This is a genomic window from Janthinobacterium sp. C22 (genome assembly GCF_057919405.1).
The window spans coordinates 1252950-1279763 of sequence record NZ_CP193659.1 but is presented as its reverse complement, the minus strand read 5'-3'; the positions used below and the strand labels follow the sequence as shown (position 1 = coordinate 1279763).

The window sequence follows — 26814 nt, the reverse complement described above, 5'->3', positions numbered from 1 at the left end:
CACTCCATCCAGCCGCATTCAGGCATACTATTGGCACCAATATAAACAGGAATATTCATGAGCCGAATTTTAATCTCCGGAAGAACTGGCCAGGTTGGCTATGAGCTCGAACGCAGCCTGCAAGGCTTGGGAGAAATCATCGCGCTTGATCGCAGTCAAATGGATTTGAGTAATCTGCAACAGGTGCGGGACGTCATTCGCAGTGTGAAGCCTACGTTGATCGTCAACCCTGCCGCCTATACCGCAGTCGACCAGGCGGAACGCGAACCGGAACTTGCACTGCGCATCAATGGCGAAGCCCCTGGCGTCATGGCAGAGGAAGCCAAAAAGCTTGGCGCCACACTGATACATTACAGTACCGACTACGTGTTCGACGGGAGCAAGGACAGTGCCTATCTGGAAACTGATCCTACCTGTCCAGTGAATGTTTACGGCAGCAGCAAGCTGGCGGGCGAACAAGCCATTCAGGCCACGGGCGTCGCCCACCTTATCCTACGCACCAGCTGGGTATATAGCACGCATGGCAAAAACTTCCTGCTCACCATGCGCCGTCTGGCCCAGGAGCGCGACGCGCTCAATATCGTGTCAGATCAATTCGGCGCGCCGACATGGAGCCGTACCATTGCCGACACCACCGCGCACATCGTCGCGCAAAGCCTGGCCACCGCCGACCAGCAAGCGTGGTGGGACGAGCATTCCGGGCTCTACCATTTGACGGCACAAGGAAAAACCACGTGGTTTGGCTTCGCAGAAGCGATCATGGCCCATGCATCGGTCACAAAAAAGCCGCAGCTGACACCCATATTGGCATCCGAGTATCCGGTCCCGGCACAGCGACCTGCCAATTCGGTATTGTCGTCGCAGAAACTGATGGAGACTTTCTGCGGCTTACCCAACTGGCATGACGCATTACTGCTGTGCCAAAACTGAATACATCGGCCATCTCTCAGGCAAGATAGCCTTGCGGATTCTGGTGCTGCCAGCACCAGTGGTCGCGGCACATGTCGTCGATGTTTTTCTGCGCTTGCCAGCCCAGCAATTGCTTCGCCTTGTCGGCCGAGGCATAGCAGCTGGCGATGTCGCCCGGGCGGCGCGGCACGATGTCGTATGGCACCTTGCGGCCGCTGGCCGCCTCGAAGGCGCGCACGGTGTCGAGCACGCTATAGCCGTGTCCTGTGCCCAGGTTGACGGTAAAGCCGCCCTCGGTGGAGAACAGGCGGTTCAACGCCGCCACATGGCCCAGCGCCAGGTCGACCACGTGGATGTAGTCGCGCACGCCCGTGCCGTCCGGCGTATCGTAGTCGTTGCCAAACACGGCCAGGCGCTCGCGGCGGCCCACTGCCACCTGGGCGATGAATGGCATCAGATTGTTCGGGATGCCGGCCGGATCTTCACCGATCAAGCCGCTGGCATGCGCGCCGACGGGATTAAAGTAGCGTAGCACGCCAACTTGCCACTGCGCATCGGCATGCACGAGATCGGCCAGTATCTGCTCGACCATCAGCTTTGAGCGGCCATACGGGTTGGTCACGGACAGGCGCGACGATTCCAGGATCGGCAAGGCTTCCGGATCGCCATACACCGTGGCCGACGAACTGAACACAAAACGCTTCACATTCGCCGCCGCCAGCACTTCCAGCAGCGCCACGGTGCCCGACACATTGTTGTCCATATACATCAACGGCTGGGCCACGGACTCGCCCACGGCTTTCAAGCCGGCGAAGTGGATCACCGCATCGATGGCGTGCTCACGCAAGACGGCGGCCATGGCCGCGCGGTCGCGCACGTCCGCTTCATAGAAGGGCACGCTTTTGCCGGAGATGCGCTCCACGCGCACCATCGCTTCGCGCGCGCTATTGCACAGATTATCCACCGCGACGACGTCAAAGCCGGCAGCCAGCAATTCGACACAGGTATGCGAACCGATGAAACCGGATGCGCCGGTCACGAGTATTTTCTTGGACATAATATCAATCAATGCAAAAAAGATAAGACTACCGTAATTCACCCACTTTGCCTAGCCAGCACACGATAAGGCGCGCATGAAAAAAGCCTGCGGCGTCGCCGCGGCAGGCTTGATCTCGTGCACACGGCACAGGTGGGCAAACCGCCAAAGTTACTTCTTGATGAACACCAGGTCCCACACGCCATGGCCCAGCTTCAAGCCACGGTTTTCAAACTTGGTCAGCGGACGATACGCCGGCTGCGGCGCATAAGCGTCGGCGCTATTGCGCAACTGCGGCTCGGCACCCAGCACTTCCAGCATTTGCACCGCGTAATCTTCCCAATCGGTGGCGCAATGCAGATAGCCGCCCGGCGCCAGGCGGTCGGTCAATTGCTGAACAAAAGGCGACTGGATCAACCGGCGCTTGTTGTGGCGCGCCTTGTGCCATGGATCAGGGAAGAACACGTGGATGCCGGCCAGGGAATTGGCGGGAATCATGTGCGTCAGCACTTCCACGGCATCATGCTGCAGCAGGCGCAGATTCGTCAGCGACTCTTCGCCGATCAGCTTCAACAGGCTGCCCACACCAGGCGTGTGCACTTCGACACCGATGAAATCCTTCTCCGGCATGGCTTTCGCGATATGCGCCGTCGTCGCGCCCATGCCGAAACCGATTTCCAGGATGACCGGCGCCTTGCGCCCGAACACCTGCTCGAAGTCCATGGATTCCTTAGCGAAAGGCAACAGGAACTGCGGTCCCAAGGTCTCGAGCGCGCGCGCCTGCGCGACAGACAGCCGTCCCGCGCGGGTCACGAAGCTGCGGATGCGGTGTTCGGTCGGATCGTACATCATCGGCCGCGCCGGGCCGTTTGCTGGGGTATCAGAGGACATGGGAATGAAGAAAATAGTGGCGGCGCCGCACAAAGCCAGGCGCCAGCGGAAAATGGAGCGGGTGAAGGGAATCGAACCCTCGTCGTAAGCTTGGGAAGCTCGACAAGGAACTCAACAGCCATGCGGGCTTGCGGCCCGTTTCTGCTCCGCAAAGGTGACATTATAGCAGCCGCACAAGCAGCCATCCATGCGGAGCATTTTGCGTTTGTGGAGCGTGCTATTTAGGAAAACGGTAACTATCAACAGACGTGCACCGTTGATTGAACTGATAGAGGGTACCTATTGCCTCCTCCCTCGGCTAGCGGTGCACTCACATTCCGTTATCGCTAAACAAACCGACCTAGTTCACACCTAAAGAAAAAACAGAACGTACCTAGGATTCAGTCTAAATGAATCACAACAGGAAACAGAGGCAACATGCTACTGAAGCAACAACTTAAGCAACACGGCGGCAAACGGGGGAGGAACAGCATTGCCGATCATCTCGCGAAGAGCTGTAATCTTCTGTACTGGCCTAAACTTAAAATAGTCAGGAAAGCCCTGAATACGAGCAGCTTCATGCGCTGTTATCATCCGAGGCTGCGTTGGGTGCACAAATCGCCCTTGCCCCATGGAGCCAAAACCACTGGTAATGGTTTGAGCCGGACGATCAGCATGAAGGCGGCCATACATAGATATATAAGAATGAGCCTTATCCCGATGACACGGAGGGCGCAGGTTATTTGGCAAATCAAAGGTGTTAGACTGAAATAGGAATGAAATTCTATCTACATTCTCTTTTGATATTTTAGAGCGTTTTGTTATTAGCCGTTCACTATCCTCTGCTTCATTTTCTATATCATTAATAAAATCCCACAACTCCACATCACGAATCCGCTTTTCCACGCAACGAACCAAAGCAGTTAACTCCTCGGCCGAATGTAAGCGCGAAGCAATTAAAACATGTCGCTTTCGTGTTTGCGGCAAACCAAAATCCTGTGCGTCCGCAATGAATTGCATGACGGAATAACCATTTTTCTGCAAATCCTTCAAGGCGTCATCTACAACACCCCCTGCCGAATGAACAACGGCAGGAACATTCTCAAGCAAAAGGATTTTTGCTTTGTTAGCTATGGCAAATGCAACCGGAATCGTATAAAGAGAATTTCTCGGATCGTCTCTACGGCTAAAATTATTTAAATCAGAATGACCTTGGCATGGTGGCCCGGCGACGATAACATCCACCTCTCCCATTGATCTAGATAATACCTTGCCTCTTTTCGACAATTTAGACGATCCTTGACCATCAACCATCAAAGACAAGTCTACGTTTGTTGATGCCTCAAGGATGCTATTGAAATTTGATCTGTACACTTCCAAAGCGTCGTCCCACATATCCGCAGCCAAAACGATCTTCAAATTACGATTTAATTGTCCACATGCAATATGCGCACCAAGACTTAATCCTCCGCAACCCGAAAAAAATCAACCAAACGCAGCTCTTGGCGTCCTACCACATTCGAAGGCCACCTCTTCTTTTTTGTTTCTTTAATCCAATAGCTCGCAGCCAATAGCCCATCTTGCATCGCCAAGCCTTTACCCGAGCATGAATTATCAAAAAAACTCACTGTTTCTTTCTTCTTACTAGTCACGCATATGCCTTCAAACTCAAGAATTTTTCAAAATCTGTTATCACATTGCGAAGCACTGCCATCACTTTCTTGTGGAACTCTCGCAACTGCGTGGCAGCGTATTCGCGACCACAATCAGAAAATGATTTATGACCATGAGCAAGATCATTACGCTCCCCCTTTATCTTTAACAAAACATCTTCTCTATATGTCGATTTCGCTGTGACACCAATTTCCTTCATAGTTTCTCTTATTTTTTTGCAATCAATATTACCAGAGAAAAGTTCTGTACGATTAAAGCAAGCAACAACAATACTCCATGCGTTCTGAGTCATTTTTTCCACAAGCTTTCCAGGAGCAGCCTGTTTACTGTAACTCAATACAAGTATCTTCATTTTATCATTCAATGATTCAAATGGTATATTTTCATCGCGCAGATGATCGAATATATCCTGCATTAAATTAGTCATCGTTGATTCGACAATGTTATACATCATCAGTAGCGCTGATGATTTCATCGTATTGATAAGCGAAACTGAAAATCCAGTTTGAACTTCCAGAGTTTCAAGATACGAAATGTATTCCTCTATTTCAATTTCTCGACGTTCGAATTCAGCCTGTGCATTTAACATTTAACGCCCCAATAACCTATCGCGTACGAATTCGAGTCGTCCCCTCAAACGTGGCAGGGAATTGCTGGCATCGGATGCCACATGTGAACTAAATTCTGGTGAATCAATCCACCCCATACTTCCAGGTGTTGGCTTGAGACGCGGCTTATCTCTCAGAGCTAGTGTAATTCCACAAGCGAGAGCCTCGAAGCGAACCCGAGCAACAGTCGTTGAAGTTGCATTCTTTCTAAACCCGTATGGAAGATTATTTTCAGCAAATTTAATCATATTCTTGAATTCTCGCGACATCCGTTCTTTCGGAAAATCGTGCTGATATTCTTTCAAATATGCGTCAAGAAATTTTCTAACATCATGTCTGAATTTTTGATACGTATCACAGTAAGCAAAGTATCGCAACACTAATTCCTGCGCCTCTTCACGCCTCTGTTTAGCTCTCGAAATTGGGCAAACTTTTTGAAATTCCGGCATCTCTGCGCATTCACAAATGAAATCGTAGAAGGGGCCGGTATATATACCCTTTCTCTTCTCCATATCCTTGAGCTCATCACTACCGGTATTGATGCGTTCAAAAATATCTCGTCGAATTTGTTCATCCGCTTTATCAGACAACTCAATAACTCTGATACTTTGCCTTTTTATCTTCCGTTGCCGAGAAATTTCCAAGTCAGAAAAACAAAATCCGTTCAATTTATTCAGCTTTTCCAAGCCACTCAGTCTTAATTTATCATTCAAAAAGACTGCTAAAGTTCGAATGCGCTGCGATCCATCCACAATTTCTGCCCGCCCATCATCATCAGATATTTCTTTTGGTAACGTCGCAATAAAAATATACGGAATTGGAAGCTCCAATATAACTGACTCTATGAATTTACTCTGCCGGGCCTCACTCCAAACAAAATCGCGTTGATATGTTGGGATGAAAATTTCGTTCTCATCATCGGCTTCGCCCTCAAGATACTTCTGCACTATGATTTCGGTGGTAAATTCTTTTGTTTGATAGTCAACGTGCTGTTTCAGCTCACGAATTTGCGCCTCCCCAAGAACTCCTTCCTCTGTCCCAGATTTGTTTTTTTGTAATTTTTTACTCAAGGTGATCCTCCGACAATGATGCACTTTCACAACAAAAATGAGCGAGCCAAGCTCCTTGGTAGTGCGACATGATTAACGACTTGGCTGCGATTGTAGCCCACTGGTCAACAACGGTATACGAACCTCAAAACCGAATTGATATCATTCAGGTGTGATGGATCAATGGCGCCTCTGCCGCAGGATGATATTTAGGTTCCATAGGTGAATAAAGTGCGTCAAAATGCGTCAAATCGCATGCTCCCTCTTTGCCCCGCCGCGCCAGTCCTCATGCGCCTTCGGCCATGGCGCACATTTGAGTCAAAAGACCCCTGTATAGCGGGCAGGTGTGGAGGGGGACAACTGCGCGCGCCGGGCCGAAACGGGTCTTTTTATTACCCAAAGAGCAACATCAATCGTCAGGACGTGAAAAAGCCGCCTCGTGGGCGGCTTGTGCGGTGGCTGGGCGCTCTGGCGCGGCCGGGCTGTCGCGGCCCCGCCCTGCCGGCTATCGCGGCGTGGCGGTCATCCTGGGCGGCCGGCGCGGGCCTTGGCCGCCTGCTCCCTCTCGTAATCGTCGCGGCAATCCACATTGCAGAACAGCAGCGCGGGTGCCAGCGCCTCGTCACAGTAGTGGCAGCAGCCATGCGGCGCCAAGGCGGGCCGGCGCCGCACGGCGGCCAAGCCACGCGCCACCTCGGCGAAGATGATCTTGTCCGTGTTGTCGATGTGATCGCTCATGCCGCGCCCTCCCCGCCCGTGGCCAGGTCATACGGGGCGAAGCGCACCACTTCCACGCCGGCCCACTCGTTGATCGCTTCGAACTGCGCCTGCAGCGGCACCAGCTCATTGCGCGCGAAGACGCGCGCGGCCGGCTCGACGGCGCCGAAGCCGCCGGCGTTGTTCGGCAGGATGCCCATGAGCTGCGGCGGCACGCGGTGCGCGGCCAGTTGATCGTCGCGCGTCACGCTCTTGATGTTGAAAAACTCGTCCTTGGCGGCCACGTCCGACACCGGCAGAATCTGGATACCGTCCTTCTTGCCGTTCGGCGCGTACATGAACAGATTGCGGAAGTTGCCCGGCCCCTTGCTGTCGCGCATGGCCTGGCGCAGGTTGTCCACGTCCTGGGTGTTGGCGGCGGCGTCCGTCATGTAGAAAACAAAGCCGGCGTGCGAGCCGTTCTTGTAGTACTTGCGGCGGAACAAGGTGGCTGCTTCGTTGAGCCAGGCCGACTGCAGCGCGCTCAGGTACTGCGGCACGCCGTACAGCTCCTGATTCACGTCCGGCTCCATCAGGTGGAAGACGCGGCCCTTGTCGAACTGGTGCACGGCCTGGTAGCCGTTCACGAAGAAATACGTATCCAGATCGACGCCGCGCCGCATGTACTTGGCCAGCGCGTGCTGGTACGCCAGCGCCTTGCCGCTGCGGCTGGGCCGGTCTTCCAGGTAGGCATTGCCGAAGGTCAAGAAGTCCAGGGCCATGCGTTTAAAAGCGTCGCGCGACAGGTACTTGCTGGGAATCAGGGTGGACGCCAGCACGTTGGCCTTGAAGTGGATGGCGCTGCTATGGTGCACGCCGGCATTGAAGGACTTGGCCAGGCCGGCCAGGTTGACGGGCGGCTCATACCAGTGCCCATTCTTCCAGCATTCGAAGCAATCGAGGATATCGGCGTGCTCGAGCACGGGCGTCGGGTCGCCGAAGGAAAACGCCTCGATGCCGGCGGCGGCCGGCACCGTGGCCGCTGTGGATAGGGCGCCCTCGGCCTGCTGGCCGCGCGCGCGCAAGTGTGGTGCTTTGCTCAAGAATAAATCTCCATGAAAGAGTGGTGGTTGTCAGTGGTGCCTTCGAAGGGCTCGTGATCGAGGGCGTGCATGCAGGCCCACGCCAGATCGGCGTGGCCGGTTTCATCGCTGCGGCCGGCGATATAGGTCACGTGCCGCCCGCTGGGGGTGAGGGTCTTGTGGATGGCCATGAAGGACTGCGCGATGTCGGTCCAGCCGGCGTCAAACTCCAGCCGGCCCTTGCTGATGATGTTTTTGGCTTTTAGCACCATGCGGGTTTTGACTTCGGGCGAGTAGTTCAGCGGCGTCACTGCCGGGAAGAAGCCGCGCACGATGGGCAGCACGCCGATACCCATGCCCGTGGTATCGATGCCGATGTATTCGACGTTGTAGCGCTGCGTCATCTGGCGGATGGCGTCGGCGTGGTCTTCGAAGCTCTGCCCGCGCCACTGGTGGCGCTCCAGGATGCGGAACTTGCCGCCGGCCGTCATCGGCGGCGCCAGCACGACGCAGCCGGCGCTGTCGCCGTTCAAGGCCGGGTCGTAGCCGATCCACACGGGCCGGTTGCCGAACGGACGCAGGCCCAGCAGCGGCTTGTAGTCGTCCCATTCGACCCAGGAATCGACCATGCAGCGCTGCAGCTCGTTCAAGGGGAAAACGCTGTCCGAATCGTCGATGAAGTTGCACATCAGCAGGTTGTCGAACTGGTCGGGGCTGTATTCGAAGTTGCGCAGCTCGTCGATGTCGAACAGGTTGCAGCCGCCGCGCTCGGCGTCGAGGATGGTGACGATCTGGCGCCAGATCTTGTCCTCGCCCGTAAAACCCGACGACAAGCGGCCATGGCTCACATCGATATTCACCTGGTCGGCCTTGGCGCGGCGCTTGTTGAACAGCTCGCCCGTCCAGAACGGATAGGCCTGATGCGTGGTCGAGGATGGCGTGGAAAAATACGTCTTGCGCCATTTCTTGTGAATGGCCATGCCCGAGGCCACCTTGTTGAGCTCCTGGAAGTTCTGCGTCCAAAAGAATTCATCGAAGTAGAAATTGCCGTGGTAGCCCTGCGCCGTGCGCGCATTGGTGCCCAGGAAGTAGAGATGCGCGCCGTTCGGCAGCACGATGGGATCGCCCGTCAGCTCGATGCCGGCCGCCTCGCGTGCGAATTGCACGATGTATTGCTTGAAGACGTGCGCCTGGCTCTTGGAGGCGGACAGGAAGATTTGATTGCGGCCCGTCGCCATCGCGTCGGCCAGCGCTTCGCGCGCAAAGTACCAGGTGGCGCCGATCTGGCGGCTCTTGAGGATGGCGCGCGTGCGCTGGTCGCCGTTGCGGAACCACACTTTTTGATAGTCGAAGAGCGAATCCTGGAAGGCGTCAAGCAGCTGGATTTTCTGTTCGTCGCTGAAGTCGTTGCGCGTCGGCTTCTTCTTCGGCCCGGCATTGCGGTTCGCCAGTTTCGGGTTGAGATCGACCTCGTTGCCGCCCGGCTGCTCATAGCGGCGCACGCGCGCCGCCTGAACGATGGCGCGCATCAGCAGATCGATTTCCTTGTAATCGCTGCCGCTCTTGACCTCTTTTTCGATCAGTTTCACCAGGCGCAGCTCGGCCGCTGCCTCGACGTGCTCGATGGCCTGCGCCTGGTCCCATTCATCGCGCAGCTTCCAGCTATTGATGGTGCTGCGCTTTACCCTAAGTGGCGGGCGATGGATGAAATGCGCCAGCCCTTCCAGTACAGGGCGCGCGCGGCACGGCGCGGCTCGGATTCGGGCACGGCCAGTTCGGCGATTATTTCTTCAGGGGTTTGGTGGATTCCTAACATGCCGCCAGCGTAGGCCGCGCGCGCGCGGAGCGGGGAAGGCAAAAGTCGCTATGGCCCATAGCAACCCGCAGCGCATTGAATCGCAGCGCCAAGACGTTGACCATGGCGTTATCCGATCAACCGAGAACGCCCACCATGTCCAAATCGAAATTCTTCCGCGTCGCCACCGAAGGCGCCACCACGGACGGCCGCAACATCGACCGCGCCACCATCGAGCAGATCGCCGCCACCTACAACCCGAAAACCTACGGCGCGCGCATCTGGCTCGAACACATCCGGGGCATCCTGCCCGACAGCCAGTTCAAGGCCTACGGCGACGTGATCGCGGTGAAAGCCGAAGAGGTGGACACGGACAACGGCAAGAAACTGGCCCTGTTCGCGCAGATCGAACCCACGCAAGAACTGGTCGCCATCAACAAAGCGAAACAGAAGCTGTACACCAGCCTGGAAATCCAGCCCGACTTTGCCGACTCGGCGCAGCCCTACCTGGTCGGCCTGGGCGTCACCGACAGCCCCGCCAGCCTGGGCACCGATGCCCTGAAATTCTCGGCGAATCGCAAGCAGCAAAGCACCAACCTGTTTACCTCCGCCGTCGAGGTCGAGCTGGAATTCGAAGAGCAGGGCATCAGGCTGGCCGATGCCGTGAAAAACCTGCTGTCGCGCTTTTCCCATAAATCGGGCGCCGATGCCGCGCAGTTCGCCGACATCAGCGAAGCCGTCGAGGCGCTGGCGGGCCACGTCGTCACCGCCAACGACAACTACGCGGACGCCGTGACGCGCCTGGAGAAAGCCGAAACCGCATTGCAGGCCACGCAAGACGAACTGGCCGCCTTCAAGGCGCAGATGGACGAAGCGCCCGGCAACGGCCCGCGCCGCCCGGCCGCCACCGGCAACGACGGCGCCGTGCAGACCGAGTTTTAAACGCCCACGCCATTCCACGACACCCCATTCAACAACGGAGCACTGATTTATGAAAAAGCAAACGCGCCAGGTCTTTGGCCAGTACGAAACCCGCCTGGGCCAATTGAACGACACGGACAACGTGGCCAAGACCTTCAGCGTCACGCCCAGCGTGCAGCAAAAGCTGGAAACGAAGATGCAGGAATCGAGCGAGTTCCTGTCGAAAGTGAACATCATCGGCGTGACCGAGCAGGAAGGCGAAAAGCTGGGCCTGGGCGTCTCCGGCCCGATTGCCGGCCGCACCAACACCAAGGACAAGGAACGCAAGACGCGCGACCTGTCCACCCTGGACGGCACCAAATACCGATGCGAACAGACCAACTTCGACACGCATCTGAACTATGCCAAGCTCGACGCCTGGGCCAAGTTCCAAGACTTTCAATCGCGCGTGGCCAATGCCATCCTGACGCGCCAGGCGCTCGACCGCATCGTCATCGGCTTCAATGGCGTCAAGGCCATGGCCGACACCGACCTGGACGCCAATCCGCTGCTGCAGGACGTGAACAAGGGCTGGCTGCAGCACCTGCGCGAGCTGGCGCCCGAGCGCGTGCTGGGCCTGGTGGCCAACGGCATGCCGGGCAAGGTCATCATCGGCGACGTGGACGGCGCCGACTATGCCAACCTCGACGCGGCCGTGACCGATGCCGTCAACCTGCTGGACCCGTGGTATCAGGAAGACACCAACCTGGTGGCCATCGTCGGGCGCAAGCTGTTGAACGACAAGTATTTCCCACTGGTCAACACCAAGCAGGCCCCCACGGAAACCCTGGCGGCCGACATCATCATCAGCCAGAAACGCATCGGCGGCTTGCCGGCCGCACGCGTGCCCTACTTCCCGGACAACGCCATCCTCATCACGCGTTTCGACAATCTGTCGATCTACTTCCAGGAAGGCGCGCGCCGCCGCCGCGTCGAGGACGTGCCCAAGCGCGACCGCATCGAGAATTACGAGTCGTCCAACGATGCCTACGTGATCGAAGACCTGGGCCTGGCCGCGCTGGTGGAAAACATCGAGCTGAAAGACAAGTGATGGCCAACCAATCCCCTGCACTGCGCCACCGCGCGCGCATGCTGGCCGAGCGCACGGCCGGCGCCGCCGCGCCGCAAGGCGTCACCACCGGCACGGCTTACGAAATGATGCTCTACAAGCTGTCCGATGATCGGCGCCGCCTGAAGTCCATTCAGTCCGTGGAACGCAAGATCGAGGTCAAGGCCACCTTGCTGCCGGATTACGCGCAGTGGATCGACGGCGTGCTGGCCGGCGGCAAGGGCGCGCAGGATGACGTCTTCGCCACCTTGCTGGTGTGGCACATCGACACGGGCGAGTACGCGCGCGCCCTGGTCATGGCCGCCTACGCGCTGGCGCACAAGTTCACCCTGCCCGACACCTACAGCCGCGATATCGCCACCCTGATGCTGGACGAGTTTGCCGAAGGCTACTTGCACGGCAAGCTGGCCGCCGATCCGCAGCACGCGGCGCAGGTGCTGGGCCAGGTGGAACAGTTGACGGCCGCCAGCGACGCGCCCGACCAGGCCCGCGCCAAGCTGCACAAGGCCATCGGCCTGGCCATGATCGCCGTGCTCGATCAGGCCGACGATACGGACATCGCGCCGGAACTGGTGGCGCAGGCGGAAACGGCCATGGGCCAGTTGAAGCGCGCACGTGCTTTATCCGAGTCGTGCGGCGTCAAGAAAGATATGGAACGGCTGGAACGGCGCCTCAAGCGCGCGGCCGGTTCCACGTAAAGAGCATCCCCGCAGCACGGCGGCACGGGGGGATTCTGGCTAATCAATTTGCCTGATGAACCCCGTCCACCGCCCCATTTTTGAAAGCGCCCCGTATGTCCTTCATGGCCCTGCCCCCGTCCATCCCGCCCGGCGCCGACCCGGCGCCGCCCGCGCCGGCCGCCGGCATCATCGAGAACGACGGCTGGTTTCCCGATATTGCCCTCACCGATATGCGCGACGCCATGCGCCTGGACGGCACCGTCACCGACGCGCGCCTGGTGCAAGCCGTGGTCGACGCCATCCTGCACGTCAACCGCGAGCTGGCCGACTGGCAGGCCGCGCATGCGCAAGCGGGCATAGCCGCCCTGGTCGACGTGCCGGCCACGCGCATCAACCGCGAGTCCCGCTTGCTGGCACAGTACCGGCGCGCCGTCTACAGCACGGCAAAAGCGGATCTGATCGAGCGTTACCGCGATTACGACAGCACCGCCACCTCCGTGAGCGACAAGAAAAGCATGGAGTGGCTGGACGAGGCGCCCGGCGCGCAGCGGCGCAATGCGCAATGGGCCATCGCCGATATGGTCGGCCGCACGCACCTGACCGTGGAGTTGATCTGATGCAGGTGCGCACGCAACAGCACGACACGGTGGACGCCCTGGTATGGCGCTACCTGGGCGACGGCGCGGGATACGTCGAGCAAACCCTGGAAATGAATCCCGCGCTGGCGCGCCAAGGCGCCGTGCTGCCGGCCGGCCTGGTCGTCACCTTGCCCGAGCCGGCGCCCAGCACGGGACAGGTGGCCGCCGCCGATCTTGTGCAGCTATGGGACTAAATTTTTTAACAACACCTCTACTTATCCTCATCATGGAGAAACAAGCAATGTCCGCAGAATCGTTTGGTGGTTTCGCCACCCTGGTCAAACTGTACGGCTTCAAGGCGGCGCTGGGCATGGTCGGCGCAGCCATGCTGTACATCGTGCTGCCGCCGCTGAATAGCGACGGCACCTTCAACAAGGGCGAGTTCGTCGCCCGCCTGGCCTGCGCGGGCGTGTTCTCGTGTCTGCTGGGCGGCACCGTGTACCAGCTGCTGTGCGCCCAATTGCCCAGCATCGGTGCCATGGTCAACGCCTCGGCCATCGACTTGATCGTCGGCGCGCCCGGCTGGTGGGTATCGCGCGCCGTGGCCCTTTGGTTCCAGCGCCGCAGCGACAAGGACATCGCCGAGCTGGTCAAAGACGCGAAGGAGCATTGATGCTTACCACTGAAAACCCGCTGATCGCGCGCACCATCGACGCCATCCTGCGCGCCGAAGGCGGCTATGTGAACGACCAGCACGACAAGGGCGGCGAAACCAATTACGGCATCACCGTGGCGGTGGCGCGCGCCAACGGCTATCAAGGCCCGATGCGCGAGCTGCCCGTTGCCCTGGCGCGCGCCATCTACACGGCCCGCTACATCACGGAACCGAAGTTCGACCAGGTGCTGGCCCTGCATGCCGGCATCGGCGCCGAAGTGATCGACACGGGCGTGAACATGGGGCCGCATCGCGCGGCCGAATTCCTGCAGCGCTGGCTGAACGGTTTCAATGACACGGGCGCCCGCTATCCCGCCCTGTTCGTCGATGGCCGCCTGGGCGCGCAGTCGCTGGGTGCGCTGGCCGCTTTCCTCAAATGGCGAGGCCAGGACGGCGCCGCCGTGCTGCTGCGCGCCTTGAACGGCCTGCAGGCGGCGCGCTACCTGGACATCACCGAAGCCAACAAGACCCAGCGCCGTTTCCTGTTCGGCTGGATCAAGGAACGGGTGGGCATGTGACCGCAACCACCTGGCGCCCGCTGGCCGCCTGCCTGCTATGCGGCACCATCGCGGGCTGGACGGCGAAGGGATGGCGCAAGGATGCCTGCATCGCCGCACTGCAGCGGGCAGCGGCTATCCAAACATCCGCCGCCGCCACCGCGCTGGCCCAGGCCACCGCCCGCGTGCTCACGCTGGAGCGCGCCGCCGGCGCCGCCCTGGCGCAGCGCGCCGACCACCTCACCCAGGAGCGAACCCATGCGAAAACCGAGCGTGACCGTTTTAACGATGACGTGCGCAGCGGCGCTGTGCGCCTGTCAATCCCCGTCGCCAGCGGCCAATGCGCCGCCACTGCAGATTCCACCGCTGCCGCAAGCGATCAGCACCAAGCGCGCGCCGAACTTGACCCGGCGACTGCGGCAGCTCTTGACGCCATTGCCGGCGAAGGCGACGACGCCACCCGCCAGCTGAACGCCTGCATCGACGCCTACAACCTAGTACGAGACACCTACCATGTACAAACCGAATAGCCTCCGCCAGCACCTTGCCGCCGCAATTCCCCAGCTGCAGCGCGACCCCGACCGCCTGCTGGTCTTCGCCGACGAGGGCAACGTGGTCGCGTCGGCCACCGCCTCCCTTTCCTTCGAGTACCGTTTCAAGCTCAACCTGATCGTGACCGATTACGCGGGCGATGCCGACGCCATCATGGTGGCCCTGATCGCCTGGCTGAAAGTCAATCAGCTCGACCTGATGGCCAACGAGGAAACGCGCAAGCACGGCATCGCCTTCGAAGTCGATTTCAACAACCATGAAACGGTCGACATTTCCATCAAGCTGGACCTGACCGAGCGCGTGGCCGTCAAGACCGGCGAGGCGGGTCGCCTCGACATCAAGCACCTGGCCGAGATACAGCACATGCCGGCCTACGCGGACGAGTTCTGGAAACTGTATGCCGGCGAGAAGCTGCTGGCCGAATGGCGCACGCCCGAGGCGACAGCATGAGCGATGACCTGCGCGCGCTGGAAGCCTGGGCCGGCGCCCTGCTGGCCAAGCTGCAGCCGGCCCAGCGCCGCGCCATCCATCACAAGGTGGCCATCGACCTGCGCCGCAGCCAGGCGCAGCGCATCAAGGCGCAGCAGGGGCCGGACGGCACGGCCTATCCTGCGCGCAAGCGGCGCAAGGAATTCAAGGGGAAGAATGGACGTATCAAGCGGCAGAAGTTGGAAATGTTCAACAAGATCCGCACAGCTAAATATCTCAAGGTACAAGCTACCCAACAACAATTGAGTGTTGGTTTTGTAGGAAAAGTGATGCAAATAGCTCGAATCCATCACGATGGGATGACCGACAATGTCACAAGAAAGGGGCCCCAATATAGGTATCCTGCTCGCCCGCTCTTGGGACTAAGTCCAACAGACCTGACGTTGATACGGGAGTCATTGCTAAATCATCTCGAATAGTATAGAACCATCACTTTCCCGATAAAATATATTCATTCCAACAATTAAATCCATAAAATACCAATAGAGCAACAAAAATTACCGAAAATTAGATGACGTCGTACTAGAGCATTGAAAGCGCGCATCAACTATGCCAATATTCATAAAAATTTAAACCCAATAACGAGATAAAAAATGAGAACTGGTGTACAAATCATTGAGTGTATCGACAAGGATGATCCCGGATCTGAAGGACAGTTCTTGAAGCATATGTTCGACTTAATGAGAATTAAATCTTCATACATTCATGTTGATTCTGCCGAGACATTTATAAAAGCTATAGAAGAATCAAAATATAAATATATTCATATTACTTGTCACGGGAGACTTATCGGAGATGAAGAAAAATTCATTGGATGGTGGACACAGGGAGGAGTCGTGACTGTATCAAAGCTAAAAAATAGCCTAAAAAAATAACAGCGACCGCGATTATTAGCACGGCTTGCAATTCTGGAAATGTCAAATTTGCGCAGAACATTATTGAACGTCTCGGCTGCAAATTTTACATAGCACCAAAAAAGAGCCCTAGCTTCCATAACTCAGCCATTTTTTCCCATCTTTTTTATTACAAACTTTTCCGCACAAAAAAAATGGAGAAATCCCTCTTGCTTTTGAAGCATATAAAAATAAATACAAAAATCCACATCATTTCAGTATGTGGCAATAAAAATATCAATCATAGAATTTTATAAAATATAAATATATTTCACAATGAAATTTTTCCCATAGCTTAAAAAATTCAATCACTATGATATCTGAGCCCTAGTATTTACCTCTACTATAGTCACTAATCCGCATATCAACCCGCCCCCGCGTGCATCCGCACGCGGACTTCGGCAACATGCATTGCATGAACGCCGACCTGTCCGACCTCCTCCGCTTGCTGCAAAACCTGATCCGCCTGGGCACCATTGCCGAGGTCAACGGGGCCAAGGCGCGCGTGCGGCTCGGGCCGACACTCACCACCGAATGGCTGAAATGGGCCACACGGCGCGCCGGCAGCACGCGCACCTGGTCGGTGCCCACCGTGGGCGAACAGGTCATCGTCTTTTCCCCGGGCGGCGACCTCACGCGCGGCATCATCTTGCCGGCGCTGTACTCGCAGGAATTTGACGCGCCCGACACCAGTCCCACCATCCACACCACGCATTACCCCGACGGCGCCGTGGTGCAGTACGACCATGCGGCCCACGCCCTGACGGCGACGCTCCCCGGCGGCACCGCCACCATCACCGCCGACAAGGTGACGTCGAACGCACCCAGCACCATCTGCACGGGCGACCTGACCGTCATGAAAAACCTGATCGTCAAGCAGTCCACCACCGTGGAAGGCGCCACTACCCTGAACGGCGGCGTGAACGCCAAGGCCGGTGCCGCTGGCGGCGTGGCCATGGCCGTGCAAGGCACCATCAAGGCCAGCGAGGACGTGCTGGCCGGCGCCATCAGCCTGGCCAAGCATCCGCACGGCGGCGTCAAGGCCGGCGGCGACAAGTCGGGCGGGCCGCAAGCATGATGGGCATGCACGCCGCCACCGGGCGCAGCCTGACGGGCCTGGGCCACCTGCGCCAGTCCGTGACCGACATTCTCACCACGCCCATCGGTTCGCGCATCCGGCGCCGGCGCTATGGCTCCGAAGTGCCCGAACTGATCGACCAGCCCTTGCACAGCGCCACGCAGTTGCGCATCTATGCGGCCACCGCCTTTGCCCTGCGCCGCTGGGAGCCGCGCCTGCAGCTCGCCAGCGTACAGCTCACGCGCGACACGGACGGCGCCATCGCGCTGCTGCTCGATGGTACGGCCAATGGCCAGGGCATCACCCTGGCCGTGCCCGTCAAGCAAGGCGGCGCCGTATGAGCACGCCCATCGACCTGACCCAGTTGCCGGCACCCAGCGTGGTAGAAGTGCTGGACTTCGAAGCCATCCTCGCCACACGCAAAGCGCACCTGGTGAGCCTGCTGCCGGAAGCCGAGCGCGCCACCGTCACGGCATTGCTTGAACTGGAGTCGGAACCGGCCACCAAGCTGCTGGAGGAAAACGCGTATCAGGAAACCATCCTGCGCAACCGCGTCAACGAGGCAGGCAAGGCGGTCATGCTGGCGTTCGCCCTCGACGGCGACCTCGATCAACTGGGCGCCAACGTCAACGTGGCGCGCCTGGTCATCACGCCGGCCAATCCCAACGCCATGCCGCCCGTGGCGGCCATCATGGAAGACAACGACGCCTATCGCCTGCGCATCCAGGAAGCGCCGGACGGCCTGTCCGTGGCCGGCCCGAAAGCCTCCTACGAATTTCACGCCCGCAGTGCCGACGGCCGCGTCAAGGATGCAAGCGCCACCAGTCCGGCGCCCGCGCACGTCATCGTCACGGTGCTGGCCAACAACGACACCGGCATCGCCGACGCCGCGCTGCTGGCCATCGTGGCACGCGCGCTCAATGCCGAGGAAGTGCGCCCCCTGGGTGACCGCTTGAGCGTGCAGGCCGCCCAGGTCATCGACTACCAGATCGAGGCCACCTTGTTTATCGGCGTCGGCCCGGAAGTGCCGATTCTGCTGGACGCCGCGCGCGCCAACGCCGTGCGCGTGTCGCAGCCGCGCCGCCCGCTGGGCCACAGTATCTACCGTTCCGCCTGCAGCGCCGCCGTGCACGTCGAAGGCGTGCGCAAGGTCGTCTTGACCAGCCCGGCGGCGGACATCGAACTGAACGCCACCCAGGCCGCGCGCTGCACGGCCATCAAGCTCAATGTGGTGGTGCGCGATGAATAACTTTGTGCCGACCCTGCCGCCCAACACCACGGCGCTGGAACGCGCCATTGCCGTGGCCTGCGCCGAGCTGGTCAACGTGCCCGTGCCGCTGCGCGACCTGTGGAGCGCCGACCGCTGCCCGGTCAACTTGTTGCCGTTTCTGGCCTGGGCCTGTTCCGTTGACCGCTGGGACGACGCCTGGCCCGAATCGACCAAGCGCGGCACGATCAAGGCGTCCTATTTCATCCACAAGCACAAGGGCACGATTGCCGCCGTGCGCCGCGTTGTGGAGTCCCTGGGCTATTTGATCCGCATTACCGAATGGTGGCAGACCATGCCGCCGGGCGTGCCGGGTACCTTCCGCCTCGATGTGGGCGTGCTGGACACCGGCATCACCGACGCCATGTTCCAGGAAATGGAACGCCTGATTGCGGACGCCAAGCCCGTCAGCCGCCACATGACGGGCCTGGCCATTTATCTGGAAAGCCGCGGCAACGTCTACACAGGCGCTTGCGCCTACCACGGCGACAGCATGACCGTGTATCCCTGGATCGCGGAAACCATCGAAGTGCGCGGCACGCTGTTGCAGGCCGGCGCATCCCATACCATCGACACTCTCACCATCTATCCATGAGCACATACTTTGCCATCCTGACGCAGGTGGGCGAGGCCAAGCTGGCCAACGCCATCGCCCTGGGCCAAACCCTGAAACTGAAGAACCTGGCCGTGGGCGACGGCAACGGCACTCTGCCCATGCCCGTGCGCACGCAAAAGGCGCTGGTACGCGAGGTGCGCCGCGCCGGCTTGAACCAGCTGACCGTCGACCCGGCCAACCCAAGCCAGATCATCGTCGAGCAAGTCTTGCCCGAGGACGTGGGCGGCTGGTGGATACGCGAAATCGGCATCTACGACGAGGCCGGCGACCTGTGCGCGGTGGCCAACTGCCCGCCCAGCTACAAGCCCCTGATGCTTGAAGGCAGCGGGCGCACGCAAGTGGTGCGCATCGTCCTGATCGTCGCCAGCACGGCCGCCATCGAATTGAAAATCGACCCGTCCGTCATCCTGGCCACCCGTAAATATGTCGATGACCAGGACATTACCGTGCGCGCCTACAGCGACGCGCAACTGGCCAAGCACCTGGCCGCCGCCGATCCGCACCCGCAATACAGCATGAAAGAGGTGGCGACGCTCAAGAAATTTGACGCCTCGAAGAAGCTGGTCAATGCGGAGTTTGTCCAGCAGGCACAGGGCAGCATGGTCAAATTCGTTGGCGTGGGCGCGAGTCGCACCTTGACGGCGGACGATATGGGCGCCGCCCTGTACTTTACCACCCCTGGCCTGACGCTCACCATTCCCAGCCCGGACGCGCTGGGTATTCCCGCCAATTCGGGAAAATACTTCAAGCTCTTCGGACGGAACCAGGCCGCCGGCACGATTGCGTCCGCTGCTGGCGTGGTCATTGCCTATGACGTCAGCGACGTGAAGAATATTGTCGTCAAACAGGGCCAGTTCCTCACCTTGATGGCGACGGCCGGCCAAGTCTGGCAAGTCATCGACGCGACGGCCGAAATGTGGCGCAACGTCGATTTTGCCGACTACTTCAACAACACGGCCCCGACGCAGCCCCAATTCGACAGCAGCACAAAGATCGCCACCACCGAGTACGCCAATCGGATAGGCATGCAGGCGTCCAAAATGGTCGTGGTCGGTACCGGCAAGTATCCCTTGTCGAAAGACGATGCCGGCGCGAGCTTCATCAACAATGGCGTATCGGGCCTAGGCCTGGCGGAATTCACACTACCCGGCTCCAGGCAATGCAAACGCGGCACGCGCATCGAATTCTTCTGCGTTGTCAGCGTCAGCCCTGGCATGAAGGTCAATGTCGTCCCGGGCGACCTGCTGTATGCCAGCGCTGTAGCCATCCAAAGCATCGACGTCAATGCTGGCGAATCGCTGACCGTGGAAAGCGATGGTCTGGGCAACTGGGTCTGTGTCAATGGTTCGGCACAACTGCGCCATGTGGAAGCGTTCAAGAATTACTTTGGCAACGTCGCGCCAACGCCCGAGCAATTCAACAGCGGGCCGCGCATTGCAACCACCGAGTTTGTCCGCCGCGCACAAGGCAGCATGACGGGTTACACCCGCGTGGAAGCGGACCGTTCGCTGACCGCCGACGACGCCGGTTCGGTGCTCTTGCTGGGCGGCGCGGCAATGGTGCTCACCCTGCCCCCTCCCGTATCGCTGGGCATTCCCAACAATGCCGGTATCTGCGTGCGCGTCCATTGCACCGGCCCGCAAAGCGCACGGCTCGTACCGGCCAAGGGTGCCTTTCTCATGGCGCCCGATGAAACGAACAGCATCACGGTCAAAAAAGGCCAGTCGCTCACGCTGATGGCGACCACCGATCAGGTGTGGCGCGTGATCGATTCCACCGCGGAACTGAGCCGCAATGCCGCATTTTCAGGCGTGCTGGCCGGTAGCGGCCACAAGTTCCTGCCGGACGACTTCATCATGCAATGGCAAACCGTCGACGTGCCCGTCGCATCAAACGGCATTGCAACGAAGAATTTCTCCTTTCCGGTTGCGTTCAAGGAAGCGGCGTTCGGCTGCACGGCCAGCGTCCTGGGGGTCGGTGCGAGTCCCAATTCCAATGCGTTTGTCGCCGCCATGCCCACCTCCGTGAATGGCGGCGTGGCGCAGAACAATTACACCAACAGCAACGTTTCTGTTTTCATTATTTCCATAGGCAAGTGAAATGACCATTCGCTACTCTTACTCGACAGGCAATTTTTATCCCCAACACATTGAGTATCCGCACCTGCCTGACGACTTGATCGAGGTGGATGACGAAGACTATGCGGCCGCGATGGGCAGGCCCGCAGGCCATGCCTTTCAATTTGAGAACGGCCGGCTGGTCATTACCGCGCCGACGCCCACGCCGCTGCTGGTGCAGTGCGACACCTTCCTGGTCGGCGTCAGAAAAACGCGCGACGGCATCCTCAACCGCCTGGCCGGCATCGGCTTTGCGGCCGTGGCCAGCGGCGACACGGACACCGTGCAAACGATCATCACGGCGCGCACCTGCCTGCTCGACATCACGATCTGCCCAAGCGTGACCGCCGCGCGCGATCTGGACGAGCTGCAGGCAGCCGTCAGCGCCGAGTTCCAGCGCATCGCGGACACGCTGCCGCAAGAGGCGCGGCGCGCCTTCGATGAAGCAGCCATCACACAGTAACACCCCGACATTTACCACCTACCAGGAGAACAACATGGCTACCGACTATCACCATGGCGTGCGCGTCATCGAAATCAACGAAGGTTCGCGCCCCATCCGCACCGTCTCCACGGCCGTGCTGGGCCTGATCGCCACGGCCGACGATGCGGACCCGGCCGCGTTCCCGCTCGACACGCCCGTGCTCGTCACCAACGTGCTGGCCGCCATGGGCAAGGCCGGCAAGACGGGCACCTTGTATCGCAGCCTGGCGGCCATCGCCGCGCAGACCAAACCGCTGACCATCGTGGTGCGCGTGGCCGAAGGCGAAACGGAAGCGGAAACCACGACCAATGCCGTGGGCGGCGTGTCGCCGGACGGCAAGTACCTGGGCGCCCAGGCGCTGCTGGCCGCGCAAAGCAAGCTCGGCGTCAAACCGCGCATCCTGGGCGCGCCGGGGCTGGATACCCAGGCCGTCACCAATGCTCTGGCCAGCGTGGCGCAACGCCTGCGCGGCTTCGTGTATGCATCCGCCTATGGCTGCGCCACCGTCATGGCGGCCACCACCTATCGCGGCCAGTTCGGCCAGCGCGAAATCATGATGATCTGGCCCGACTTCGTGAACTGGAATACCGCCACCGATGAAGAGGCCAGTATTTCCGCCGTGGCCTACGCCATGGGTCTGCGCGCCAAGATCGACGAGGAGACGGGATGGCACAAGACGCTGTCGAATGTCGTCGTCAACGGCCCGACCGGCATCACCAAGGACGTGTTTTTCGACCTGCAAGACCCGGCCACCGACGCCGGCGTGCTCAATGCCAAGGAAGTGACCACCCTGATCAACATGGGCGGCTACCGCTTCTGGGGTTCGCGTACCTGCGAGACGCCGGGCGGCTTCTTCTATTTCGAAAGCTACACGCGCACGGCCCAGGTGCTGGCCGACACCATCGCCGAGGCGCATTTCGCCTTTGTCGACCTGCCCTTGCATCCGTCCTTGGTGCGCGATCTGCTGGAAAGCATCAATGCCAAGTTCCGCGACTTGAAACTGCAGGGCTACATCATCGACGGCCATGCCTGGTATGACGAGCAGTTCAACGACAAGGACACGCTCAAGGCGGGCAAGCTGGCCATCGACTATGACTACACGCCCGTGCCGCCGCTGGAAAACCTGAAATTCCAGCAGCGTATTACCGACCGCTACCTGGCCGACTTCGCCTCGCGTATCGCCGCGTAATCAGCATCCCCACCCTGCCCGCACCAACGCGGGCGCATTGAATCACTGGAGAAATTATGGGCCTGCCCCGCAAACTGAAAAATTTTAACTTGTTCCAGAACGGCGTGTCCTTCATGGGCATGGTGCCTGAAGTCACCTTGCCCAAGCTGAGCCGCAAGATGGAAGAGTACCGCGCCGGCGGCATGAGCGGCCCCGTGTCCGTGGACTTCGGCAATGAGGCGCTGTCGCTGGAATGGAGCGGCGGCGGCCTGATCGCCGAAGCCCTGAAACAGTACGGCGCCCACGCACACGGCGCCGTGCAGCTGCGCTTTGCCGGCGCCTACCAGGAAGACGATGACGGCACGGTCGCCGCCGTCGAGGTCGTCGTGCGCGGCCGCTACAAGGAAATCGATATGGGCGCGGCGAAGATGGGCGACGACACCACGCACAAATACACGATGGCCTGCAGCTATTACAAGCTGATGATCGACGGCGCCACCGTCATCGAGCTGGACTTCATGAGCGGCACCGAGAACTTCGGCGGCGGCGACACGAATGCCGCCATCCGCAAGGCCATCGGCCTGTAATCCCCTTTTTAAACACACCACAACAAGGAAACCACTATGCACAACGATACCCAAAACCAAGCCGTCATCGAACTGGACGAACCGATCAAGCGCGGCGACGGCTTCATCACCGCGCTCACCGTGCGCAAGCCCAAGGCGGGCGCCCTGCGTGGCATTTCCCTGATCGAGCTGGCCAACCTGAACGTGTCGGCCCTGCAAATCGTGCTGCCGCGCATCACCGAGCCGACCTTGACCGCGCACGACATCGCCAACATGGACCCGGCCGACCTGCTGGCCGTGGGCGCCGAGGTTGCCGGTTTTTGGCGAGCAAAGCCGATCGCCTTTCGGTATCCCCGGCGAAGTAGAAGACGCCATGGCCGACATTGCCGGCGTCTTCCACTGGACGCCGGCAGCGATGGACGGCTTTACGATTGATGAACTGATGGCCTGGCGCGAGCGCGCCCGGCAACGAAGCGGAGCGGAATAGATGGCTGGTCGGGATTTGAAGTTACAGGTAGTGTTTGCAGCGCTGGACAAGATCACCGGCCCGCTGAAAAAAATCATGGGCGGCTCCAGCGATACGGCCAAGGCGTTGAAAGCGACCAGCGACCGTTTGCGTGACTTGAATGCCCAGCAGAAAAACATCAGCAAGTTCCGCGAACTGCATGGCGGCCTGGACGCCACGCGCACCAAGCTGGAAGCAGCCCAGCAAAAGGTGGCCAGCCTGGCCACCAAGATGAAACAGACGGAGGCGCCCACGCGCGCCATGACGCGCGAGTTTAACGCCGCCGTCAAAGCGGCCGGCGCCTTGAAGACGGCAGGCCAGCAGCAGGCCCAGCAACTGCAGGTCATGCGCGAGCGCCTGGCGGGCGCCGGCATCGGCACCAAAGACCTGGCCAACCACGAGCGCACCTTGCGCCGCGAGATCGAGGCCACCAACAAAACCATGACCTTGCAGCAGCAGAAGCTGGCCAATGCAAACGCCAGGCAGCAGCGCGTCACCAACGCCACCCAGCATGCCGACAAGCTGCGCAACAAGGCGGGCAATCTGGCCATGGCCGGCGCTGGCGCGACCGCCACGGGCGCCGTCATCGGCGCGCCCGTCGTCAAGGGGCTGAACGAGGCCAAGCACTATCAAACGGAAGTGGGCAGAGTCAACGCGCTGGGCCTGGGCGACAAGGTGTCAGCCGAGGCCGTCGCCTTCGCGCGCAACATGAAGACCTATGGCACCAGCCAGCTCGACAACCTGCAGTTGATGCGCGACGGCATGAGCGCCTTTGCCGACGTGCACCACGCGGAAATGGTCGCGCCTACCCTGGCCAAGATGAAGTTTGCCAATCACGCCTTCTTTGGCGAGGCCGAAGGCGCCGACAACGAACGCAAGTTCATGGACATGCTCAAGGTCATCGAGCTGCGCGGCGGCCTGGAGAGCAAGGAAAAGTTCGAAGCCCAGGCCAATATCGTGCAGCAGGTCATCACCGCCACGGGCGGGCGCGTGGGGCCGAATGAATGGCTGAACATGATCAAGACGGGCGGTATCGCTGCCAAAGGCTTGAAAGATGATGCGTTTTACTACCAGATGGAACCGCTGGTGCAGGAAATGAGCGGCAACCGCGTCGGCACGTCCCTGATGAGCGCCTACCAGAACTTGTACCAGGGCCGCACCACCAAGCGCTCAGCCAGGAAGCTGGAAGAGTTCGGCCTGATTGGAGACAAAAGCAAGGTCAAGCACGACAAGGCGGGGCAAGTCTCGTTCCTCGATCCCGGCGCGCTGCTGGGCGCGGAACTGTTCCGCGAAAACCAGTTCGAGTGGCTGGAAAAGGTGCTGTTGCCGCAACTGGCCAAGAAAGGCATCACGGAAAAGAAACAGGTGCTCGACGCCATCGGCAGCATCTTTTCCAACCGCACGGCGTCGAACCTGTATTCGCAGATGTACTTGCAGCGCGTGCAGATCCACAAGAACGAAAAGCTCAACCGTGGCGCCGCGAACATCGGCCGGCTGGAAAAGCTGGGCCGCGACTCGGCCGCCGGCAAGGAACTGGAGGCGCAGTCGAAGCTGGCCAACTTGAAACTGACCATGGGCGAAAAAATCCTGCCGCTGTATGCGCAGGGGCTGGAACTGGCGATTTCCGCCGTCACGCGCCTGAACGGTTTCATGGAGCGCAACCCGACCGTGGCCAAGGTCATGATTACCGCTTTTGCCGTGCTGGCCGGCCTGCTGCTGGTGCTCGGCCCGCTGATGCTGGGCATCGCCGCCATGATCGGCCCGTATGCCATGCTGCACGTCATGTTTGCCAAAATGGGCGTGACGGGCGGGGTGCTCACGCCCATCCTGCGCGGCCTGGGCGGCGCCTTCATGTGGGCGGGCCGCGCCGTGCTGTGGCTGGGTCGCGCCCTGATGCTGAACCCGATTGGCATTGCTGTCACAGTCATCGCCAGCGCCGCCTTCCTGATCTACAAATACTGGGAGCCGATCAAGGGTTTCTTTCGCGGTCTGTGGTCGGACGTCAAGACGGCGTTTGCCGGCGGCTTTACCGGCATCAATAGCCTGATCGCCAACTGGTCGCCCCTGGGCCTGTTCTATCGCGCGTTTGCGGGCGTGCTGGGCTGGTTCGGCATTGCGCTGCCGGCCAAGCTCACCGACTTTGCCGGCAACATTTGCCGTAGCATTGTCGCGGGCCTGGCGCCGCTGACCGGGTTCATTGCCGATCTGTGGTCGCGGATGCAAGCCACGTTCGGCGGCGGCATGGCCAGCATCAGCGCGCTGATTATCAACTGGTCGCCCGTCGGCGTGTTTTACCAGGCGTTCGCGGGCGTGTTGAGCTGGTTCGGCATCAAGCTGCCGGCCCAGTTCACCGAGTTCGGCGCCAACATCCTGCGCGGCCTGGTCAACGGCATCACCGGGTCCATGGGCGCCGTCAAGGACGCCATCAGCAATGCCGGTTCCAGCACCATTGCCTGGTTCAAGGAAAAACTGGGCATCCACAGCCCAAGCCGCGTGTTTGCCCAGCTCGGCGACTACACCATGCAGGGTCTGGCCGTAGGCCTGGACCGCAGCGAGGATGCGCCGATTGCCAAGGTATCGGGCCTGGCGCAGCGCCTGACGCAACTGGGCGCCGGCATCGCCATCGGCACGGCCACGGCGTTACCCGCCAGCGCCTTCGACACGCGCGCGCCGCTGGCCCAGGGCGCGTTCGGCGCCGGTATGACGATCCAGGGCGACAAGATCGAAATCACGATCCAGGCGCAAGCCGGTTCCGATCCGCAGGCCATCGCCCGCGCGGTATATGCGGCCATGGAACAACGCGATCGCGAAAAAGCGGCGCGCATCCGCTCGTCCCTGCGCGACCACGATTAAGAAGGAAA

31 protein-coding genes and 1 pseudogene are annotated in these 26814 nt (G+C 59.8%); 23 read left to right on the top strand and 9 right to left on the bottom strand.

The window, feature by feature from the left end:
• Nucleotides 1-57 precede the first annotated feature (57 nt).
• Nucleotides 58-930 (top strand): dTDP-4-dehydrorhamnose reductase, encoded by an 873-nt coding sequence (gene rfbD, locus ACRHIG_RS05830; RefSeq protein ID WP_489629630.1) that lies wholly within the window; start codon nt 58-60, stop codon nt 928-930.
• Nucleotides 931-946: 16 nt separating this feature from the next.
• Here the strand turns inward: rfbD and galE are convergent, their stop codons facing one another.
• The 9 genes and pseudogenes from galE to ACRHIG_RS05785 all read right to left on the bottom strand — a co-directional run bounded on the left by galE (nt 947) and on the right by ACRHIG_RS05785 (nt 9740).
• Nucleotides 947-1966: a UDP-glucose 4-epimerase GalE gene (gene galE, locus ACRHIG_RS05825; protein WP_489629629.1), complete on the bottom strand. Its 1020-nt coding sequence runs from the start codon at nt 1964-1966 to the stop codon at nt 947-949.
• Nucleotides 1967-2116: 150 nt separating this feature from the next.
• Nucleotides 2117-2797 (bottom strand): tRNA (guanosine(46)-N7)-methyltransferase TrmB, encoded by a 681-nt coding sequence (trmB, locus tag ACRHIG_RS05820; RefSeq protein ID WP_475417868.1) that lies wholly within the window; start codon nt 2795-2797, stop codon nt 2117-2119.
• Nucleotides 2798-3256: 459 nt separating this feature from the next.
• Nucleotides 3257-4261 (bottom strand): DNA cytosine methyltransferase, encoded by a 1005-nt coding sequence (locus tag ACRHIG_RS05815; protein WP_489630750.1) that lies wholly within the window; start codon nt 4259-4261, stop codon nt 3257-3259.
• A gap of 14 nt (nt 4262-4275) precedes the next feature.
• Nucleotides 4276-4467, bottom strand: a complete 192-nt coding sequence (locus ACRHIG_RS05810; RefSeq protein ID WP_489629628.1) for a hypothetical protein — start codon at nt 4465-4467, stop codon at nt 4276-4278.
• A complete protein-coding gene (locus tag ACRHIG_RS05805; RefSeq protein WP_489629627.1) occupies nt 4464-5078 on the bottom strand; it encodes an MAE_28990/MAE_18760 family HEPN-like nuclease in 615 nt (204 codons plus the stop codon). The genes ACRHIG_RS05810 and ACRHIG_RS05805 overlap by 4 nt, the downstream gene beginning before the upstream one ends.
• Nucleotides 5079-6167 carry a DUF262 domain-containing protein gene (locus tag ACRHIG_RS05800; RefSeq protein WP_489629626.1) on the bottom strand — a complete coding sequence of 363 codons (1089 nt, stop codon included), beginning with the start codon at nt 6165-6167 and terminating at the stop codon, nt 5079-5081.
• Nucleotides 6168-6668: 501 nt separating this feature from the next.
• Entirely contained in the window at nt 6669-6884 is a 216-nt protein-coding gene (locus ACRHIG_RS05795) for a hypothetical protein (protein WP_489629625.1), read from the bottom strand.
• The gene (locus ACRHIG_RS05790; protein WP_489629624.1) at nt 6881-7945 is read right to left on the bottom strand and encodes a phage portal protein; all 1065 of its coding nucleotides are present in this window, start codon (nt 7943-7945) and stop codon (nt 6881-6883) included. Before ACRHIG_RS05790 ends, ACRHIG_RS05795 begins: the two co-directional genes overlap by 4 nt.
• A pseudogene (locus ACRHIG_RS05785) lies at nt 7942-9740 on the bottom strand (terminase ATPase subunit family protein). Before ACRHIG_RS05785 ends, ACRHIG_RS05790 begins: the two are co-directional and overlap by 4 nt.
• A 135-nt stretch (nt 9741-9875) precedes the next feature.
• Between ACRHIG_RS05785 and ACRHIG_RS05780 the strand changes: the two are divergent.
• The 22 genes from ACRHIG_RS05780 to ACRHIG_RS05675 all read left to right on the top strand — a co-directional run bounded on the left by ACRHIG_RS05780 (nt 9876) and on the right by ACRHIG_RS05675 (nt 26806).
• A complete protein-coding gene (locus tag ACRHIG_RS05780; protein ID WP_489629623.1) occupies nt 9876-10661 on the top strand; it encodes a GPO family capsid scaffolding protein in 786 nt (261 codons plus the stop codon).
• 49 nt (nt 10662-10710) lie between these two features.
• Nucleotides 10711-11730 (top strand): phage major capsid protein, P2 family, encoded by a 1020-nt coding sequence (locus ACRHIG_RS05775; protein WP_489629622.1) that lies wholly within the window; start codon nt 10711-10713, stop codon nt 11728-11730.
• Nucleotides 11730-12446, top strand: coding sequence for a phage terminase small subunit (gpM, locus tag ACRHIG_RS05770; protein ID WP_489629621.1), 717 nt, complete (start codon nt 11730-11732; stop codon nt 12444-12446). The genes ACRHIG_RS05775 and gpM overlap by 1 nt, the downstream gene beginning before the upstream one ends.
• A 95-nt stretch (nt 12447-12541) precedes the next feature.
• Nucleotides 12542-13045, top strand: a complete 504-nt coding sequence (locus ACRHIG_RS05765; protein ID WP_489629620.1) for a head completion/stabilization protein — start codon at nt 12542-12544, stop codon at nt 13043-13045.
• Complete coding sequence (locus ACRHIG_RS05760) at nt 13045-13260, top strand: tail protein X (RefSeq protein WP_489629619.1); 216 nt, start codon at nt 13045-13047, stop codon at nt 13258-13260. Before ACRHIG_RS05765 ends, ACRHIG_RS05760 begins: the two co-directional genes overlap by 1 nt.
• 47 nt (nt 13261-13307) lie before the next feature.
• Nucleotides 13308-13679: a hypothetical protein gene (locus ACRHIG_RS05755; RefSeq protein ID WP_086144199.1), complete on the top strand. Its 372-nt coding sequence runs from the start codon at nt 13308-13310 to the stop codon at nt 13677-13679.
• A complete protein-coding gene (locus tag ACRHIG_RS05750; protein ID WP_489629618.1) occupies nt 13679-14239 on the top strand; it encodes a glycoside hydrolase family 108 protein in 561 nt (186 codons plus the stop codon). The genes ACRHIG_RS05755 and ACRHIG_RS05750 overlap by 1 nt, the downstream gene beginning before the upstream one ends.
• Nucleotides 14236-14748 carry a lysis system i-spanin subunit Rz gene (locus ACRHIG_RS05745; RefSeq protein ID WP_489629617.1) on the top strand — a complete coding sequence of 171 codons (513 nt, stop codon included), beginning with the start codon at nt 14236-14238 and terminating at the stop codon, nt 14746-14748. The genes ACRHIG_RS05750 and ACRHIG_RS05745 overlap by 4 nt, the downstream gene beginning before the upstream one ends.
• The gene (locus tag ACRHIG_RS05740; RefSeq protein WP_489629616.1) at nt 14732-15220 is read left to right on the top strand and encodes a phage tail protein; all 489 of its coding nucleotides are present in this window, start codon (nt 14732-14734) and stop codon (nt 15218-15220) included. Before ACRHIG_RS05745 ends, ACRHIG_RS05740 begins: the two co-directional genes overlap by 17 nt.
• Nucleotides 15217-15678, top strand: coding sequence for a phage virion morphogenesis protein (locus tag ACRHIG_RS05735; RefSeq protein WP_489629615.1), 462 nt, complete (start codon nt 15217-15219; stop codon nt 15676-15678). Before ACRHIG_RS05740 ends, ACRHIG_RS05735 begins: the two co-directional genes overlap by 4 nt.
• A 174-nt stretch (nt 15679-15852) precedes the next feature.
• A complete protein-coding gene (locus ACRHIG_RS05730) occupies nt 15853-16134 on the top strand; it encodes a hypothetical protein (protein ID WP_489629614.1) in 282 nt (93 codons plus the stop codon).
• Between the two features lie 397 nt (nt 16135-16531).
• On the top strand, nt 16532-17230 hold the full coding sequence (locus ACRHIG_RS05725; protein WP_489629613.1) for a phage baseplate assembly protein V: 699 nt from the start codon (nt 16532-16534) through the stop codon (nt 17228-17230).
• The gene (locus ACRHIG_RS05720; RefSeq protein ID WP_489628533.1) at nt 17227-17571 is read left to right on the top strand and encodes a GPW/gp25 family protein; all 345 of its coding nucleotides are present in this window, start codon (nt 17227-17229) and stop codon (nt 17569-17571) included. Before ACRHIG_RS05725 ends, ACRHIG_RS05720 begins: the two co-directional genes overlap by 4 nt.
• Nucleotides 17568-18479 (top strand): baseplate assembly protein, encoded by a 912-nt coding sequence (locus tag ACRHIG_RS05715; protein WP_489629612.1) that lies wholly within the window; start codon nt 17568-17570, stop codon nt 18477-18479. The genes ACRHIG_RS05720 and ACRHIG_RS05715 overlap by 4 nt, the downstream gene beginning before the upstream one ends.
• Nucleotides 18472-19092 carry a phage tail protein I gene (locus tag ACRHIG_RS05710; RefSeq protein WP_489628535.1) on the top strand — a complete coding sequence of 207 codons (621 nt, stop codon included), beginning with the start codon at nt 18472-18474 and terminating at the stop codon, nt 19090-19092. Before ACRHIG_RS05715 ends, ACRHIG_RS05710 begins: the two co-directional genes overlap by 8 nt.
• Nucleotides 19089-21212 (top strand): phage tail protein, encoded by a 2124-nt coding sequence (locus ACRHIG_RS05705; protein WP_489628536.1) that lies wholly within the window; start codon nt 19089-19091, stop codon nt 21210-21212. Before ACRHIG_RS05710 ends, ACRHIG_RS05705 begins: the two co-directional genes overlap by 4 nt.
• 1 nt (nt 21213) lies before the next feature.
• Nucleotides 21214-21693: a hypothetical protein gene (locus ACRHIG_RS05700; RefSeq protein ID WP_489628537.1), complete on the top strand. Its 480-nt coding sequence runs from the start codon at nt 21214-21216 to the stop codon at nt 21691-21693.
• Between the two features lie 34 nt (nt 21694-21727).
• A complete protein-coding gene (locus ACRHIG_RS05695) occupies nt 21728-22903 on the top strand; it encodes a phage tail sheath protein (protein WP_489628538.1) in 1176 nt (391 codons plus the stop codon).
• A 56-nt stretch (nt 22904-22959) separates the two neighbouring features.
• Nucleotides 22960-23469: a phage major tail tube protein gene (locus ACRHIG_RS05690; protein ID WP_489628539.1), complete on the top strand. Its 510-nt coding sequence runs from the start codon at nt 22960-22962 to the stop codon at nt 23467-23469.
• Between the two features lie 36 nt (nt 23470-23505).
• Nucleotides 23506-23883 carry a phage tail assembly protein gene (locus ACRHIG_RS05685; protein WP_489628540.1) on the top strand — a complete coding sequence of 126 codons (378 nt, stop codon included), beginning with the start codon at nt 23506-23508 and terminating at the stop codon, nt 23881-23883.
• Nucleotides 23864-23935, top strand: a complete 72-nt coding sequence (locus tag ACRHIG_RS05680; RefSeq protein WP_436505455.1) for a GpE family phage tail protein — start codon at nt 23864-23866, stop codon at nt 23933-23935. Before ACRHIG_RS05685 ends, ACRHIG_RS05680 begins: the two co-directional genes overlap by 20 nt.
• Nucleotides 23936-26806 (top strand): phage tail tape measure protein, encoded by a 2871-nt coding sequence (locus ACRHIG_RS05675; RefSeq protein ID WP_489629611.1) that lies wholly within the window; start codon nt 23936-23938, stop codon nt 26804-26806.
• Nucleotides 26807-26814 lie beyond the last annotated feature (8 nt).